Origin of the sequence: Sorangium sp. So ce367, assembly GCF_051520455.1 — a bacterium.
GTDB lineage: Bacteria > Myxococcota_A > Polyangia > Polyangiales > Polyangiaceae > Sorangium > Sorangium cellulosum_B.
On record NZ_CP150334.1, the window covers coordinates 8,688,175 to 8,704,417 of the forward strand.

Below are 16,243 nucleotides of genomic sequence, written 5' to 3' on the forward strand. Positions count from 1 at the left end.
CGGCCGACGGCCCGCTCACACGTCCAGGATGTCCTTTTCCTTGCCGGCGATCACCGTGTCGACCTGCTTCGTCCCCTCGGCCACCACGTCGTCGACCTTCTTCTTGGCCCGGTCGGCCTCGTCGCCGCTGACGTCGCCGTCCTTCTCGAGCGAGTCGATCATCTCGTTCGCGTCCCGGCGGTGCTTCCGGATGGCGACTTTAGCGTCCTCTCCGTTCTTCTTCGTCAGCTTCACCATCTCCCTGCGCCGCTCCTCCGTCAGCGGCGGGATCGGGAGTCGGATGAGATCCGCGTCCACCTGGGGATTCAGGCCGAGATCGCTCTCCCGGATCGCCTTCTCGATCGCTTTCACCTGGTTCTTCTCCCAGGGCTTGACGCTGATGAGCCGCGGCTCCGGCACGGACACCGTGGCCATCTGCACGATCGGCGTCGGCACGCCGTAGTAGTCGACGCGGATGCCGTCGAGCATGGCCGCGTTCGCGCGCCCGGTGCGCACCTTCGCCAGGTCTCGCCGGAGAGCTTCGATGGCCTTCTCGATCCCTTCGCGCAGCTCCTTGATGACGTCCTCGAGCATGATCCGGCTTCCTCCGTGTGGGGCTCGCCCAGCCCGCCCTCTTCGCGGGCGGGGGCGGAGCTTACCGCGTATTTCCGGGCCGGCGGAGAAATCGATCCGCCCGACCTCGCCGGCGTCGCGGTCGGAAGAGCGCTCGCCTCCGCCTGGGCGCATCCGGACGCGCACGCGCCCGAGCGCCGCCGCGCCGTCCCCCCGCCCAGCGCGCCACCTCCACTGTCGCGATCGTGCCGAGCTGTAGTAACTCTGGGAGGCAGGGCGACCCGATGCGCGATCTGGACTGGAACAGCTTCGACGTCCTCGTCGTCGACGACGAGCAGGACAACCTCGACGCGTTCCGGTTCGCCTTCAGGAAGTCGTTCAAGATCCATTATGCGCTGGGCGGCGCCGAGGCCCTCTCGCTCCTCGATCGCCTCGATCCCGCGGTGATCGTGGCGGACCAGCGAATGCCGGGGATGAGCGGTATCGAGTTCCTCAAGCAGGCGAAGGAGCGGCGGCCCGACGCGGCGGGCGTGCTGCTCACCGCCTACGCGGACATGACGGTGCTCATCGACGCGGTCAACTCGGGCGCGGTCGACCGGTACGTCCAGAAGCCCTGGAACTCGAAGGAGCTCGCCGTCATCCTCCGGCAGGCGATCGCCGGGGTCGCCACCCTCCGGGAGAACCGGCGGCTGCGCGAGCAGCTCGCGCAGTACGCGGGCTACCTCGAGCGCGAGCAGCGGGACCCGATCGATTTCGGCGAGATCGCCGGCGAGAGCGAGGCCATGCGCGAGGTCGCCGCCCGGATCGGCGAGGTGGCGAAGGCGGCGACGCACGTGCTGATCGAGGGCGAGGAAGGGGCGGAGAAGGAGGTCGTCGCCCGGGCGATCCACGTGGGCTCCCCGCGGGAAGAGCAGCCGTTCGTCAAGGTGACCTGCGCCGCGTTCCGTGGCGACACGCTCGAGCGCGAGCTGTTCGGCTGGCGGCGAGGCGCCTTCGACGGCGCGTTCGCCGAGCGCGCAGGCCGGCTCGAGCTCGCCCACCGGGGGACGATCTACCTCGACGAGCCGGCGCCGCTCACGCCCTCGCTCCAGGCGAGGCTGCTCCGCGTGCTCACCGACGGCGAGGTCGAGCGGCTCGGGTCGACGGAGACCACGCGCGTCGACGTGCGCGTCGTGCTGTCGCTCACGCCCGGCATCGACGAGGCCTGGGAGCGCGCGGGCGTGCTGCCCGAGCTCGTCTCCCGGCTCTCGGTGTTCCCGCTCAGACTGCCCCCGCTCCGGGAGCGGCGCGAGGACATCCGCGCGCTCGCCGAGCACTTCCTGCGCAAGGTCGCCCGGCGCAACGCGCGCGCCGCCACCGCGCTGTCGGAGGAGGCGATCGCGAAGCTCGCGGCGTACATGTGGCCAGGGAACACGCGGGAGCTGGAGAACGTGGTCGAGCGCGCCGCCATCCTGTCGCGCGGCGACGTGATCCTGCCCGAGCACCTCGCGTTCACGGCGCGCGCGCAGCCGGCCGAACCGCCCGCGCGCGCGCCCAGGGCCGCCGCGCCGGCGGAGCCGGAGGCGGACCCGGCCGGAAGAGAGCCCGCCGCGCCGGCGTGCGCGCGCCCAAGGCTCGACCTGAGCTCCCAGCTCGACGACATCGAGCGGCGGGAGCTCCTCGCCGCCCTGGAGCGCTGCGGAGGGAACAAGGCGGAGGTCGCGCGGCAGTTCGGCATGCAGCGCACGACCCTCTATTACAGGCTGAAGCGGCTCGGAATCGAAGGTTGAAGCCACGGTCGACGCCGGGGGCGACTTGCGGCAGATTGCGTCGGCATGCTGAAGGTCGGCGAGCGCGCGCCGGAGATCGACACGCTGGCCATCGACGGCCAGCGCTTCGTGCTGTCGGCGCAGGGTGGGCTCTGCACGGTCGTGTACTTCTTCCCGAAGGCCTTCACGCCCGACTGCACCGTCGAGGCCCAGCTCTTCCGCGACAACCACGCCGAGATCGCGCTCGCGGGCGCCAGCATCGTCGGCGTCAGCACCGACGACCACAGGACGCAGTGCCGGTTCGCCGAGGCGCAGAAGGTCCCTTACCCGATGATCGCCGACCGCGATCGCAGCGTGTGCCGCGCCTACGGCGTCCTCTGGCCGCTCATCGGCCTCGCCCGGCGGATCACCTACGTCGTCACGCCCGCCCTGGAGATCGCGGCGGTCTTCCACCACGAGTTCCAGGCCAGGAAGCACCGCGACGACGTGCTCTCGTTCATCGACAAGCGCTTCCGGGCGGCGCGCCCCCCCGCGGGGTGAGCGCGGTGCCCGCCGTGCGTCCCGCAACCGAGCCCCGCGCGCCCAGCGAAGGCGCCGCGCTCCTCGAAGGAGCGGCGCCGCTGCCGCGTGACTTCTACGCTCGCCCCGCGCTCGTCGTCGCGCGGGCGTGCATCGGCAAGGTGCTCGTCCACACGACGCCCGAGGGCACCGCCGCCGGACGCATCGTCGAGACCGAGGCGTACCGCGGCCCGGAAGACCTCGCCGCGCACAGCGCGGGCGGGCGAAGGACCGTGCGGACGGAGGTCATGTTTGGGCCGGCGGGCTATGCCTATGTGTTCCAGCTCTACGGCATGCACTGGGCGTTCAACATCGTCGTGGCCTCGGAGGGTGAGCCGCACGCCGTCCTCATCCGCGCCATCGAGCCGATGATCGGCCTACCGCTCATGAGCCGCCGGCGGGGCGTCGCGCCTGGGCGGATCGAGCTCACCAACGGGCCGGGGAAGCTGTGCAAGGCGCTGGGGCTCGACCGCTCCGCGTACGGGATGGATGTCTGCGGAGCGCAGCTCTCGCTGCTGCCCGGCGCTGCTGGTCCCATCGGCAGGTCGCCTCGCATCAACGTCGACTATGCAGGTGCGTGGGCGAAGAAGCCGTGGCGATTCTACGAACGCGGCAATCGCTATGTCTCCGTTCCGCCTCGCCATTGAGCGGGCGTGAGGGCGCGAGCGCTCGAAGCGCTCGCGCCCGGGCCCAGGATCGCGCGACAATGGGCTCATGGGATTCTGGCCTTTTGGGGGGCGTGAACCTGCCAACGTCGAGAGCGCGTCGCAGGTTGTCACGGCGGGCACGCATCGGGAGACCCTGCGGGGAAAGTTAACGCTCTATTTCAAGGAGCCGCAGACGCGGAGCGCCGCGGACAGGGCCGCGGAGCGGTGCGCGCAGATCGCCGGAGACCTGCTGCGCGAGACCGCAGAGCACGAGGCGCTCCTCGGCAAAGAGGCGGAGCTCGCCGCGGCCATCGCGGCCCGCGCGCCGCGCGGCCTCCCGGGGCTCCGCGCGATCGAGCTCGCGTCGCTGCACGTCGTGACCGAGCGCACCACGCAGTCGCGGCGCGGCGGACCGACGCCGCCCGTCCAGGATCCCACGCGGATCGCGGGCGCGCGCACGCCATCGAACAAGCCCTCGCCGGGCGGCGCGAGCCGCGCCACCGGCGCGCCGCCGGCCAGCAGCCGCGCCTTGGCGCTGGCTCCCGGCGCGCCGCCGACCGTCGGTCGCAGCACGCCGTCGAGCATCCCGCCGCCCATCAGCGTGCGCTCGCCGCCGAGCTCCGGCGCGCCACGCGCCCGCGCCGCCGGAGCGGGCGCCGCGCGGGCGTCGAGCCCGGGGCTCATCGGCTCGCCCCCCACCGTGATCGCGGCCGCGCTCGCGCCGCTCCTGCGCGACGCGTCCACGCGGCTGCTCCTCGGATGCCTGCGGGCGCACGATCTGATCATCGTGCGCCGCGTCGCGATCGATCCTGGCGCCGCCGATCAGCTGGCCGCGCTGCTGCCCGTCTCCGACGCGCCGCCGGGTGAGTTCGAGGCGAGCCGGGCCGCCGAGCTCTCCCGCTGGCACACGGTGCTCGGCTCGCCCGTGATCAGCCAGCTGCGCACGGAGTCGTGCGCGATCAGCGCGCAGAAGGCCCGGGTCGCGCTGGGCGCCGCGAACATCGCGGCGGGCGTCGCGGGGGAGCTGATCGACGCGCTCTGCCGCACCGCCTTCCCGGGCCTCGCGCTGTCGAGCGCCCACATCGATCGCTACGCGGAGCAGGATCTGAACGAGCTGGCGGCCGAGAGCGTGGCGCGCATCCTCCGGCACCCGAACTCGAAGCCGCTCCGCCTCGCGCTCGGCCCGCTGCTCGACGCGGTGCACGGCGACGTGGACGGCATCTCCCGCCTCGCGAAGGCCTCGCTCGGCAGCGCGCACTGAGGCCGATGCCACCGCTCAGCGCGTTCCCTTCTCGGCGAGCTGGCGCTAGGAGGCGCAGGTGCGACACCATGATCTCTCCCATGAGCTCTCTTTCTCCCGCAGATCGCTCTCCCGCAGATCGCTCCGCGGCCACCTCTCCCTGCTCGTGGCGCTGCTCTGCGCGTGCGGGCCGGCCGAGCGCGCCGCGCCGCCCCCGCAACCCCTCACGAAGGCGGCCGTGGTGAGCCCGGCTGACGCTCGATACGGCGCGGAGGCCGGCGCCGAGCAGGCGCTCGCGGCCTTGTCGGCGCGCGTGCTCGAGGAGTACCTGCGCGACGAGCCGGTCCGCGCCACCGAGGCGGGGGACCACCGGTACGACGCCGTGTGGCCGGACGTCACCGAGCAGGGCGAGGCCGCGCGCCGGCGCACGATCGAGGCGGCGCTGGCCGAGCTCGGGGCGCTGCCCGCGGCGCGCCTCGGCGTCCAGAGCCGCGTCGACGCGGCGATGATCGAGAACCAGCTGCGCTCCTGGCTGTTCGCGATCGACGAGCTCCGCGAGGCGACGTGGAACCCGATGGTGTACACGGGCCTCGTCGGCGACGGGCTCGATCCCCTGATCACGAGGAGCTTCGCGCCGCTCGAGGAGCGCCTGCGGAGCCTCGGGGGTCGCCTCTCGGGCATCCCCGCGCTCGTGCGCGCCGCGGAGCAGCGCCTCACGGCGGCGCCGCCGCGCATCCACACCGAGACGGCGATCGCGCAGAACAAGGGGCTCATCGCGCTCTGCAAGTCCGAGCTCCCGGCGCTGTTCGCGTCGGCCCCGGCGCAGCAGGCCGAGCTCGACGCGGCCGCGAGGGCGGCGGCGGCGGCGCTCGAGGGCTTCCAGGCGTTCCTCGAGAAGGACCTGCTCCCGAGGAGCAACGGCGACTTCCGGCTGGGCCGCGCGCGCTTCGAGAAGAAGCTCCGGTTCACGCTGGACGACGCGACCATCGACGTCGACGGCGTGGTCGCGAGCGCCCGCGCCCTGCTCGCGGCGACGCACGCCGAGATGCTCGAGACCTCGAGGGAGCTCTGGCCGGCGCTCTTCGGGAAGCAGCCCTTCCCGAGGGTCGAGGCGCAGGACGAGAAGATGGCCGCGATCAGGAAGGTGCTCGACGCGCTCGCGGCCGATCACCCGACGAACGCGACCATCGTGAAGGCGTCCGAAAAGCTCCTCGCGGAGGCGACCGACTTCGTCCGCGCGCGCGACCTCGTGCGCATCCCGGAGGAGCCCTGCCGGGTGATCGAGATGCCCGAGTACCGCCGCGGCGTCGCGATCGCCTACTGCGACGCGTCCGGCCCGCTCGAGGCGAAGCAGGAGACGTTCTTCGCGATCGCGCCGACGCCGAAGGACTGGCCGAAGGCGCGCGTGGACTCGTTCTACCGCGAGTACAACTCGAGCATGCTCGCCGACCTCACCGTCCACGAGGCGATGCCGGGCCACTTCCTGCAGCTCATGCACAACAACAAGTTCCCCTCGAAGCTCCGCGCGGTCTTCTCGAGCGGCCCGTTCGTCGAGGGGTGGGCGGTCTACACCGAGTGGCTGATGGCGCACCACGGCTTCGGCGGCCCGAAGGTGCGGATGCAGCGCCAGAAGATGGTGCTGCGCATGTCGGTGAACGCCCTCCTCGACCACGGGGTGCACGCGGGCGCGATGGGCGAGGAGGAGGCGCTCTCGCTCATGACGAAGGACGCCTTCCAGGAGGAAGGCGAGGCCGTCGGCAAGTGGCGGCGCGCCCGGCTCACGAGCGCGCAGCTCACCACGTACTTCCACGGCTTCACCGAGATGATGCGCCTGCGCGCCGAGCACGAGCGCAAGCCGGGCTTCACCGAGCGCGCCTACCACGACCGCCTGCTCAGCCACGGCTCGCCGTCCGTGCGGCACCTCCCCGCGCTGCTTTCGGAATAGCGACGAGCCGCGCGCGGCGGGAGGGCCGCGCGCGGCGGGAGGTCACACCGGAGAGATCGAGCCGCCGAGCTCGACGAAGCGCGCCTTGGGGAACGCCTTCTGACAGGCATCGAGCTGCCAGTCGCCCTTGAAGAGCACGACCGCATTCCCGTGCACGTCGAGGGCGCCGTAGCCGTAGAGGTTCGACTCGAGCTCGGCGAGGGGCACCGGCTCGCCCTCGACCCAGCGGGCCAGGCTGAACGAGAGCCGCTCGATCCGGGCGTCGACGCCGTACTCGGCCGCGAGGCGGTGCTTCACGACGTCGAACTGGAGCTCGCCCACGACGCCCAGGATCGCCTCGCCCTCCCGCCCTTCGGGCGGCCGGAAGAGCTGGACCGAGCCCTCCTGCGCGAGCTGCTCGAGGCCCTTCTTGAGCTGCTTGCGCTTCATGGGATCGATCATGACGACGCGGGCGAACTGCTCCGGCGGGAACTGCGGCAGCGCGGCGTACTTCACGGGCGAGCCGCTGCAGAGCGAGTCGCCGATGAGGAAGAGCCCCGGGTCGAAGACGCCGATGATGTCGCCCGCGAAGCCGTCCTCCACGAGCGTGCGCTCCTGGGCCATGAACTGCACCGGGTTGGTGAGCCGGATGTCGCGGCCGAGGCGCACGTGGTGCACCTTCATCCCGCGCTCGTAGCGGCCGGAGCAGACGCGGAGGAACGCGATCCTGTCGCGGTGGGCCCGGTCCATGTTCGCCTGGATCTTGAAGACGAACGCGGTGAAGCGGTCGTCGTCCGGGGCGATGGGGCCCTTGTCGCTGCCGCGCGGCGCGGGCGGGGGCATGAGCTCGATGAACGCGTCCAGGAACTGCGGCAGGCCGAAGTTGGTGATGGCGCTGCCGAAGAACATGGGCGTGACCTCGCCGCGGGCGAGCTTGTCGCGATCGAGCGCGTCGCCGGCGGCGTCGATGAGCTCGATGTCCTCGCGCAGCTGGCGGGCGCCCTCCTCGTCGAGCGCCTCGACGAGCTCGGGCGCGTCGAGCGACACGACCTCCATCGGGGCGATCTCGGCGCCGTGCGCGACGAGCTCGAAGAGGAAGACCTGCTTGCGCTCGCGGTGGTAGACGCCGCGGAACTTGCCGCCCGCCGAGATGGGCCAGGTGACCGGGTAGACGCCGATGCCGAGGACCTCCTCGACCTCGCCGATCAGCTCGAACGGGTCGCGCCCGGGGCGGTCGAGCTTGTTGACGAAGGTGAAGATGGGCATCTGCCGGAGCTTGCAGACACGGAAGAGCTTCTTCGTCTGCGTCTCGACGCCCTTCGCACAGTCGAGGATCATGATGGCGGCGTCGGTCGCCATCAGCGCGCGGTAGGTGTCCTCGCTGAAGTCCGCGTGGCCTGGGGTGTCGACCAGGCTCAGGAGCCGGCCCTTGTACGGGAACTGGAGAACGCTGGTGGAGATGGAGATGCCGCGCTCGCGCTCCATCTCCATCCAGTCGCTGACAGCGTGGGCGCGCGCCTTCTTGGCCTTCACGGCGCCGGCGAGCTGGATGGCGCCTCCGTAAAGCAGGAGCTTCTCGGTCAGGGTGGTCTTGCCAGCGTCGGGGTGGGAGATGATCGCGAACGTCTTTCGACGGGCGATCTCGCGGGTGAGCATCGGGTCGGGCACAGCGGCGCGGCAGGATAGAGTCCGTGGGGGCTGCGTCAACCCAAGGGGCGACGGAGCCAGGGCGGGCGGGGGTGGTGCGCGAGCGGGCGGCGGGGGTCCCCCCACGAACTCGGGCCTTTTGGGGGGCTGGTGCCGGGCTGGACGGGGGACTCGGTCAGAGAGGGGGGCGCGGAGGGGCAGAGAGGGGGGCGCGGAGGGGCGGGCCGGCCCTCGGATTCGTGGGGCCCACCCCCGCCGCCCGCTCGCGCACCACCCCCGCCCGCCCTGGCTCTTTGTAAGGGGGTGGGGCGGGCGCTGGGGGTCGTGATCCCAGCGGCGTTGCGCGCGGGACGCGTCGGGTCGGGGCTTTGTAAGGAGACGTTATTTCGGGGCGCGGAGGGAGAGGGAGACGGTGACGCCTACGGGGTCGGCGCTGGGCGTGCCGATGGGCTTGTTCTTGAGGAGCTGACGGATGCAGCGCTGCGCGTCGGGGGTGACGCCACGTGAGTCGAGGATCTCGACACCCTCGGCACGGCCACGCACCCGGACCAGGAACTGGACCTTGATGCTGCCCGACGCGCCAGAGAGGCCGCCGTGGTCGGCGACACACTTCGCCAGGTCGGGGGCGACCTTTTCGAGCCGCTTGGCCACGTTCGGGACGTCGCCGTTCATGAACTCGGGCTCCTTGATCTCGATGAGAGGGAGCGGGGCCGATACGATCGATGCGTCGGGCACGCCGCCGTCGATGGGGCCGGCGTCGCCGGGAACACCGCCGTCCGGCGGGGAGACACCGCCATCGGGAGGGGGGGGCTCGGGCTGCGGCGACGGCGGGAGCCAGCCGGCATCCGCCTCGCCGGGCTCTAGGCAACGCACGAAGCCACGGTGCGGATCCTCCAGCGCGCCGTGCGGACAGCGCGGAGCGCCGCCAGCGTCAGGCGCCGACGCCGTGATCCACCCCTGCTCCGGCGGCTCCTGCCGCGGCGGCGCGCCGCCCTCGGCGACCGCGCCGACGCAAGCGCCGACAGCGCCCATCGACAGCGCCACAGAGATCGCCCACTGACCCAGACGCCCACCTGCTGCTCTCCACCGCATCGGCCGTTGTGATACTGCGGAACGGGCGCGCGTACAGGAGAAACCGCGGGGGCGCTGGACAAGGCAGGCGCGAGGCGCTCGCCGACGGCGGCGACGACCGCGGTCCCGGAGCCCGCGAAAGCAGGCTCAGAGGGCGATGTGAGCGAGCGATCCCGCCGAGGCGTCCCAGAGCGCCCGCGCCCGGGACAGGGCGTCCGCATGCGCCTTGGTCCCCTCGGCAGGCCCTGTCACGGAGATCACGCCGCTCGCCCCGAGCTCGATCCGCTCGATGCCTGCGTCCGGGAGCTCTTCGCGGAGCTCCTTCGTCATCCGCTCGCCGATGCGCTGGAGGAGGCGCGCTAGCCGCTCAGGCGTGATGTCCCGGAACACGAGCACCTGCGGGAGAGGGAGCTCCGAGACGAGGCGAGCACGGTCGGAGAGGCCCTGCTCTCCGAGCCGCCTCTCGACGAGCGCCGCGAACACGCTCCCGTACGCCCGGTCGACCTGCTCCCGCCGGAAGCGCTCGTCGATGGCCGGTCCGAGCCGCGTCTCCAGCTGCGCGACGCCGTTCAGCCCGTTGGCAAAGCGCCCCTCGTTCTGCGCGAAGTACTCCCCGCGCGCGCGCAGATCGCTCGCCAGCGACGCGAAGTGCTCGCCCATCGTCGAGAGGGCGCGCAGCACGAGATCGGTGAACCTGAGCTCCTCCCGGATCCAACCCACGTCCGTCACCCGGTCGGCCATGAACGGCCAGACGACGAGGTTGTAGTAGTTGTTGAAGTCGAGGAGATACTTCAGCCGATAGAGCTCGAAGCTGCCGAACACCGGATACATGCGCTCATAGAGCCGGAGCGTGCTGTCGTACTTGAACCGGTAGTACGCGTCGTAGGCCGCGACCTTCTCCTCGAACCCGGCGCGGTCGCCGCGGACGTCGGAGAGGATCATCTGCGTGATGAACTCGTTCGCGGTCGCGATGAAATCGGAGCCGGGGCTGTAGAAGGGATCGGTGAACGCGCCGGCCTCGCCGGTGACGGCGTAACGGTCGGTCGAGAAGTACTGCTCCGCGTGGTACGGCAGGTGGGCATAGCTCTGGAAATCCTCGAGCTCCGCCCCCTCGAGCAGCTCGCGCGCGGCGCGGTGGGCGCCCAGGAAGCGCTCGAACTCCGCGCGCGTGCGCGGCCCGGGCAGCGCCCCGGCCGGCACGTTGCCCGCGCCGATCCGGTCCTTGTCGAACACGACGCCCACGCTCATCAGATCGCCGGCGAGCGGGATGAACCAGATCCAGTACCCGTCGTACATGAAGTGGTTCGTCGACAGGTGGCGCGACGTGTACCGCGCGCGCGACCGCCACGCGGCGTCGGTGACCCCATCGAGCCCCGCGACGCCGCGGTAACGCCCCCACGCGGCCGCCGTGTTGAGCCGCGCCTCCTTGTGCACCTTCACGCCGAGCTTGCGGAAGAGCACGTGCCGCCGCCCGGAGGCGTCACACACCCAGCGGCAGGCGACCTCGCGCCGCTCGCCGCCCTGCTCGTAGACGACCGTGTGCCCGCCGCGCCCATCGATCGCGACGTCGACCACCTTGGCGCCGAGCTCGACCTCGGCGCCCGCGGCGCGGTTCATGGTCACGAGATCGCGCTCCAGCCGCGCGCGCTCGAGCTGGAAGCTCGGGTGGAACGGCATGTGGTCGGAGCCGATCTCGCTCATCCGGGGAAGCGGGAGATCCTTGTCCGGAGAGTCGAAGAAGAAGCGGAGCCCGTTCTTGGGCAGCTGGTGCTGGTAGAGGTACGTGCCGAGGTTCAGCCGGCGAACCATGTAGTTCGCCGCGACCTCCACCGTGCTCTCGCCGACCTTGTAATCCTCCATCGCCTCGGCGGCCTCGAGCACGAGGACCCCGAGGTCGGGGCACGCGAGGCGGAGCTGCCGCGCGAGGAAGCCGCCGGCGATGCCGCTGCCGATGATGACGATATCGAACGTGCGCATGACGAGAGCCCTTATACCGCGCCCCCGCCCGGCGGCGCGGGCTCTCCGAGCAGCTCGGCGCGGAGCGCGCCCGGCATCGCCTCCGCCTCGTCCGGGCGGAGCAGCCCGTCGCCGTGGATGATCGACGCCGAGAGGCGACCGCCGAAGCGGCTGAAGATCACCTGGAAGCCCGGCGGCGCGACGACCGCGGGCAGCGGGTACGCCGAGCGCACCGGGAGCCCCGCGAACCGCTCCACCGTCACCGCGCCGGGGTTCGAGACGATCAGCGAGGCGAGCTCCCCCTGGAAGGGCTGGTCCCCCAGCCAGCGGTAGATCGGGCCGGGGAGCCAGCGGGCCAGATCGAGCGCGGCGATCATGGCGAGATCGAGCCTGTCGCGCACCACAGCGCGCTGCTGCTCGGCGAGGCGGGCCACCGCGCGCGCGTCGTCGTGGAGCTCGTCGCGGCCGAGCGAGAGCAGGGCCATCGTGAGGTGATTGCCGAAGAGCCGCCGCGCCCCCGCCTTGGGGTCGAGCGAGAGGGGCAGCGGGATCACATGGTGCGGCGGGGCGAAGCCGCGGTCCGCGAGCGCCCGGTCGGCGAGCCGCGTCGCCGCGATCAGCATGAGGCTCGTCTCGGCGAGCCGCGCGCGCTGGCGCACCCGGAGATCGAAGGCGCGGGTCTCCTCCGCCGAGAGCGTGAGCCGGAGGACGCGCGAGGCCGAGGGCCGCACCTGAGGACAGGCGCGCGCGAGCGACAGGATGGGCGCCCGGCCGAGCGACAGCACGTGGGCCTTGTAAGCGCGCGCCAGCGCGACCCGCTCGTCGCGGTCCAGGGCAGCCAGCAGGCGCTCCGGCGCGTCGTGCCGCTCCTGCCGCGGCGGCGGGTCGTCGGGCGCGTCGCCGCTCCCGGAGCCCAGCCAGGCAGCGAGCCGATCCGCGCCCCTGCCATCCGTCAGCGCATGGTGGTGGCGGAGCACGACCGTATCGCCGTCGCCCACGTCGCGCACGACGTCGAGCGCCCACGGCCGCTCCGCAGAGGTCCGGTCCGCGAGCAGCGCCTCGAGGCGCGCCGCGCGCTCGCGCTCGCCCGCCACCTCGTGGAGGCGCAGCCCGGGGGCGCGCCGGTGGTGATCGACGACCCAGCGGGGCCGCCCCGCCCGCCCGAGCACGCTGTTGTCCAGCCGGAACCGGAGCTCGGGGAGCGCCCGGGTCGCGCGCTCGAGCCGCACCGCGAGCTGCGCCAGATCGAGGCGACCGTCGAGCTCGATCACGAACAGGCAGTGGTTGCCCGCCTGGCCGCGCGATCGCATGGCGCGATCGTTCATGAGATGGAAGAAGTCGATCCCCCCGAGCAGAACGGGCGATGTCATGGTCTCCGCGAGGCACCGCCGATCAGGGGGGAGCCGCGGGCGACCCTAGCAGCCGCGCGGGCCGCACGACAGCGCCCGCAGGCGCTGGATCACGCATCCTCGCCACGCACGCCGCGCGCCCGCGCAAGAAAACGAAAGTATCCACAGTATGGATACATGGCTCATCGTATATTCTCGGAGTGAATCTTTCGGCGATCGACGTCAACCTGGTGATCGCGCTCGACGCCTTGCTGCAGGAGCGCAGCGTGACGCTCGCGGCCCGCCGGGTGGGCCTCAGCCAGCCCGCCATGAGCCACGCGCTGACGCGGCTGCGTGAGCTCTTCTCCGACCCGCTGCTCATCCGGGTCGGCCGGCAGATGGCGCTCACCTCGCGCGCCGAGGCGATGACGCCGCAGGTCGCCGCGATCGTCCACGATCTCGCGGGCCTCTTCGGCGAGACGACGCCGGCGTTCGACCCGGCGGCGAGCGATCGCACCTTCCGGATCGCCGCCACGGAGTACGTGGAGCTCGTCCTCCTGCCGCGGCTCAACGCGGCGCTCGCGCAGGGCGGACCGAGGCTCGCGCTCCACCTGCTCCCGCTCGACGGCCGCGCCGTCGACGCGCTCCGGAGCGGCGAGATCGATCTCGCGATCGGCGTCTTCCCGCAGGAGAGCCTCCCCTCCGACCTGCGCCGCGCGCCCCTCTTCGACGATCGCTTCGCGGGGCTCGCGCGCATGAGCCACCCCACGGCGCGCGGGCAGGTCGATCTCCAGACCTACGCGGCCCTCCCGCACGTCGTCGTCCCCAGGCGCGGCGCCCACGACGGGGTCGCGGACGATCTCATCGCGGCGCGCGGGATCGCGCGCCATGAGGCCATGACGGTGCCGCACGTGCTCCTCGTGCCGCACGCCATCACCGCGTCGGATCTCGTGGCCACCGTGGCCACGCGCCTGGGCAGGGCGTTCTCCAGCCTGGTGCCGCTCCGCACCTTCGACCTGCCGTTCGAGCTGCCGCCCATCGAGATCGCGATGGCGTGGAACAGCCGGACCGAGGGCGATCCCGCGCGGGCGTGGCTGCGCGGCGTCGTGACGGACACCGCCCCGAGCCCGCGGGAGACGGCCCGGCGCAAGCGCGCCTGAGGGGGTTCAGGGGCGCGGCGAGGCGCGCCGCGCCCGGGGGCTACCGGCCGAGCGCCTCGGCGCGGTTCACGATGCGCGGCGTGAGGAAGATGACGAGCTCGTTCCGGACGTCGCTCGCGCGGCGCCGCTGGAAGAGGAGGCCGAGGACCGGGATGTCCCCGAAGAACGGCACCTGATCGAGGTTCCGGCCGGTGTTGCGGGTGAAGATCCCGCCGATCACCGCCGTGTGCCCGTCCATGATCAGGAGGTCGGTCTCCGCCTCGCGCTTCAGGATGGTCGGGTCGCCGCGGGCCGACGTCTGGTTGAAGTCGGGCTCGTCGCGGTTGATCTTCACGTGCATCGCGACGCTGCCGTCCGACGTGACGTGCGGCTTGACGAGCAGCTGGAGCTTGGCCTCCTGGAAGGTCGTCTGCACGCCCTGGGCGCTGATCTGCGAGAACGGGATCAGCGTCCCCTGGCTGATCCGCGCCTCCCGGTTGTCGAGCGTGAGGATGCGCGGGCTCGACACGACCCGCAGCATGCCGCTCGCCTCGGCCGCGGAGAGGCGGACGCCGAGGTTGACGGTGTTGTTGATCGAGCCGAGCGTGAAGCCGAGCGCGCCGCCCTGCCCGGCGCCGACGATGGCCGGCAGGTTCACCGCGAAGTTCGGGTTCGAGACCGTGCTCGAGAACGGCGAGAGGCCGCCGGTCGGGCTGTTCGAGTCGGTCGCGCCGCCGGCGATGCCGATCGCCGAGGGGAAGACGAGCCCCGTCGGGTTGCCGGTCGCCGCGCTGAACGTCCCGTCGCCGCCCCACTGGATGCCGATGTCGCGCACGTAGCGGCTCGTCGCCTCGACCACGCGCGCCTCGATCAGCACCTGCGGCGTCTGCGTGTCGAGCGAGCGGACCAGCTCCTCGATCTGGTTCAGGTTCCCCGCGACGTCGCGCGCGATGAGCACGTTGGTCCGCTCGTCGACCGCCAGCGAGCCGCGCGGCGAGAGCATGTCCTTCGAGCGATCCTGGAGGTCCTTCGCGTCCGCGTAGTTGATCGGGATGAGCCGCGTCTCGAGCGGCGCGAGCTGGAGCTCGCTCTTGCGCCGCGCGATCGCGAGCTCCCGCTCCTTGTTGAGATCGGCGATCGGGGCGACGCGGATCATGTTGCCCTGCCGGACCACGCCGAGGCCCTTGGCCTGGAGCACCGTCTCGAGCGCCTGGTCCCACGGGACGTTGCGCATCCGGATGGTGACCGTCCCGGTCACGTTGTCGGCGGTCACGATGTTGACCCGCCCCACGTCGGAGATCAGCCGGAGGACGTTGTGGATGTCGGCGTCCTTCAGGTCGAGGTCGATGCGCCGCCCCGTGAACCGCCGCTGCTGCCCGGCGATCGCGGGCATGAACGCGCCGGCCTGGTCGGGCTCGACGAGCGACTCCTGGCTGCTCGCCGCGCCCTCGAACGAGGTCTCCACCTTCGGCGCCCCGTCGTCGAGGACCGCCTCGCGCGCCACCGTGCGGGTCCGCCTCGCCGCGCCGCCGTCGGCGGCGATCCCCGAGAGCGCCGTGGGCAGCGCGCCCTTCGCGACGCTCAGCACGAGCGCGTTGCCCTCGCGCGCGACCACGCCCGAGGCGCCCTCGGCCTGCTCGACCTCGACGACGACCCTGGAGCCGTCGCTGTTGCGCCGGTACGTCGAGATGGCCCGCACCGGGCCGCCGAAGGCGCCGACGTCGAGCTTACGCTGGAGGGCGTCGGGGAGCCGGACGCCGCTGAGCTCGATGACGCGGCGCCCCCCCTTGCCGGTCGACTCGCGGTAGCCCGGGATCGACGAGAGCTCGATGACGACCCGATCGAGCGTCGCCTGGTGCTCGAAGCGCACGTCGGTGATCGCCGCCAGCTCGCGCTCCGGCGCCGCCGCCGCGGGGCCGGCCGGGGCCCGCGCCGCCATGGGCGCCGTCGCGTCGGCGGCGGCGAGCTCGATCACGAGCGCGCCCTGCTCGGCGCGGATCCGGTAGGCAGCCGGGCGCGCGAGCTGCACGAGCACCCGCGTCGTCCGCTGGGCCGCCTTGCCGAACCCCTGCGTCATCACCCCGGCCACGATCGCGTTGCCGCTCGTGATCGCGCCGGAAGCCCCGCCTGCCTCGGCGCCCTCGAGGTCGATGAGGAGCCGCTTGCCACCGTCCGCGACCCGCGCCGAGAAGCGCGGCTCGCCGGTCGTCGCGACCACGATCTCGGCCTTGCCCTCGCCCGGTGCCGTGAGCCTGACGTCGCTGACCTTGATCGGGGCGGCGGCGTCTGCGTCTCCCGCAGGAGCGCCGAGGATCAACATCACCCCGAGTGCCGCAGCACGGCGAAGCGCGCCCCGCCTCGGGCGATAGTCTCGATTGCTCTTCATTGCACTCCCGCTTCGCGGTGACGCGAGATCTGCGTCACGCTGCCGGG

12 protein-coding genes are annotated in these 16,243 nt (G+C 72.2%); 6 read left to right on the forward strand and 6 right to left on the reverse strand.

Annotation, left to right across the window (positions count from 1 at the left end; genetic code table 11):
- Positions 1-15: 15 nt before the first annotated feature.
- A complete protein-coding gene (gene frr, locus WME97_RS32910; protein ID WP_437543352.1) occupies positions 16-573 on the reverse strand; it encodes a ribosome recycling factor in 558 nt (185 codons plus the stop codon).
- A 263-nt stretch (positions 574-836) separates the two neighbouring features.
- Here frr and WME97_RS32915 point away from each other — a divergent pair, with 263 nt between their 5' ends.
- From WME97_RS32915 to WME97_RS32935, 5 genes are all read left to right on the forward strand, one after another.
- Positions 837-2,321: a sigma-54-dependent transcriptional regulator gene (locus WME97_RS32915; protein ID WP_437543354.1), complete on the forward strand. Its 1,485-nt coding sequence runs from the start codon at positions 837-839 to the stop codon at positions 2,319-2,321.
- Positions 2,322-2,366: 45 nt separating this feature from the next.
- The gene (locus WME97_RS32920; protein WP_437543356.1) at positions 2,367-2,840 is read left to right on the forward strand and encodes a peroxiredoxin; all 474 of its coding nucleotides are present in this window, start codon (positions 2,367-2,369) and stop codon (positions 2,838-2,840) included.
- Positions 2,841-2,845: 5 nt separating this feature from the next.
- Positions 2,846-3,505: a DNA-3-methyladenine glycosylase gene (locus tag WME97_RS32925; protein ID WP_437543358.1), complete on the forward strand. Its 660-nt coding sequence runs from the start codon at positions 2,846-2,848 to the stop codon at positions 3,503-3,505.
- Positions 3,506-3,572: 67 nt separating this feature from the next.
- Positions 3,573-4,766, forward strand: a complete 1,194-nt coding sequence (locus tag WME97_RS32930) for a hypothetical protein (protein ID WP_437543360.1) — start codon at positions 3,573-3,575, stop codon at positions 4,764-4,766.
- 58 nt (positions 4,767-4,824) lie between these two features.
- A complete protein-coding gene (locus WME97_RS32935; RefSeq protein WP_437543362.1) occupies positions 4,825-6,690 on the forward strand; it encodes a DUF885 domain-containing protein in 1,866 nt (621 codons plus the stop codon).
- Positions 6,691-6,732: 42 nt separating this feature from the next.
- Here WME97_RS32935 and WME97_RS32940 read toward each other — a convergent pair whose 3' ends face one another.
- From WME97_RS32940 to WME97_RS32955, 4 genes are all read right to left on the reverse strand, one after another.
- On the reverse strand, positions 6,733-8,325 hold the full coding sequence (locus WME97_RS32940) for a peptide chain release factor 3 (protein ID WP_437555533.1): 1,593 nt from the start codon (positions 8,323-8,325) through the stop codon (positions 6,733-6,735).
- A 372-nt stretch (positions 8,326-8,697) separates the two neighbouring features.
- Entirely contained in the window at positions 8,698-9,348 is a 651-nt protein-coding gene (locus WME97_RS32945) for a hypothetical protein (RefSeq protein ID WP_437543364.1), read from the reverse strand.
- 186 nt (positions 9,349-9,534) lie between these two features.
- Positions 9,535-11,364, reverse strand: a complete 1,830-nt coding sequence (locus WME97_RS32950) for an NAD(P)/FAD-dependent oxidoreductase (protein ID WP_437543366.1) — start codon at positions 11,362-11,364, stop codon at positions 9,535-9,537.
- Between the two features lie 11 nt (positions 11,365-11,375).
- On the reverse strand, positions 11,376-12,713 hold the full coding sequence (locus WME97_RS32955; protein WP_437543368.1) for a wax ester/triacylglycerol synthase domain-containing protein: 1,338 nt from the start codon (positions 12,711-12,713) through the stop codon (positions 11,376-11,378).
- Positions 12,714-12,892: 179 nt separating this feature from the next.
- Between WME97_RS32955 and WME97_RS32960 the strand changes: the two genes are divergently transcribed.
- The gene (locus tag WME97_RS32960) at positions 12,893-13,831 is read left to right on the forward strand and encodes a LysR family transcriptional regulator (RefSeq protein ID WP_437543370.1); all 939 of its coding nucleotides are present in this window, start codon (positions 12,893-12,895) and stop codon (positions 13,829-13,831) included.
- Between the two features lie 40 nt (positions 13,832-13,871).
- Here WME97_RS32960 and WME97_RS32965 read toward each other — a convergent pair whose 3' ends face one another.
- Positions 13,872-16,130: a type IV pilus secretin PilQ gene (locus tag WME97_RS32965; protein WP_437555535.1), complete on the reverse strand. Its 2,259-nt coding sequence runs from the start codon at positions 16,128-16,130 to the stop codon at positions 13,872-13,874.
- Between the last annotated feature and the right edge of the window lie 113 nt (positions 16,131-16,243).

Bases quoted from the DNA above. Each gene is read 5' to 3' on its own strand.
- frr (WP_437543352.1), bottom strand. From the start codon at position 573: ATGCTCGAGGACGTCATCAAGGAGCTGCGCGAAGGGATCGAGAAGGCC.
- WME97_RS32915 (WP_437543354.1), top strand. From the start codon at position 837: ATGCGCGATCTGGACTGGAACAGCTTCGACGTCCTCGTCGTCGACGAC.
- WME97_RS32920 (WP_437543356.1), top strand. From the start codon at position 2,367: ATGCTGAAGGTCGGCGAGCGCGCGCCGGAGATCGACACGCTGGCCATC.
- WME97_RS32930 (WP_437543360.1), top strand. From the start codon at position 3,573: ATGGGATTCTGGCCTTTTGGGGGGCGTGAACCTGCCAACGTCGAGAGC.
- WME97_RS32940 (WP_437555533.1), bottom strand. From the start codon at position 8,325: ATGCTCACCCGCGAGATCGCCCGTCGAAAGACGTTCGCGATCATCTCC.
- WME97_RS32945 (WP_437543364.1), bottom strand. From the start codon at position 9,348: ATGGGCGCTGTCGGCGCTTGCGTCGGCGCGGTCGCCGAGGGCGGCGCG.
- WME97_RS32950 (WP_437543366.1), bottom strand. From the start codon at position 11,364: ATGCGCACGTTCGATATCGTCATCATCGGCAGCGGCATCGCCGGCGGC.
- WME97_RS32955 (WP_437543368.1), bottom strand. From the start codon at position 12,713: ATGACATCGCCCGTTCTGCTCGGGGGGATCGACTTCTTCCATCTCATG.
- WME97_RS32965 (WP_437555535.1), bottom strand. From the start codon at position 16,130: ATGTTGATCCTCGGCGCTCCTGCGGGAGACGCAGACGCCGCCGCCCCG.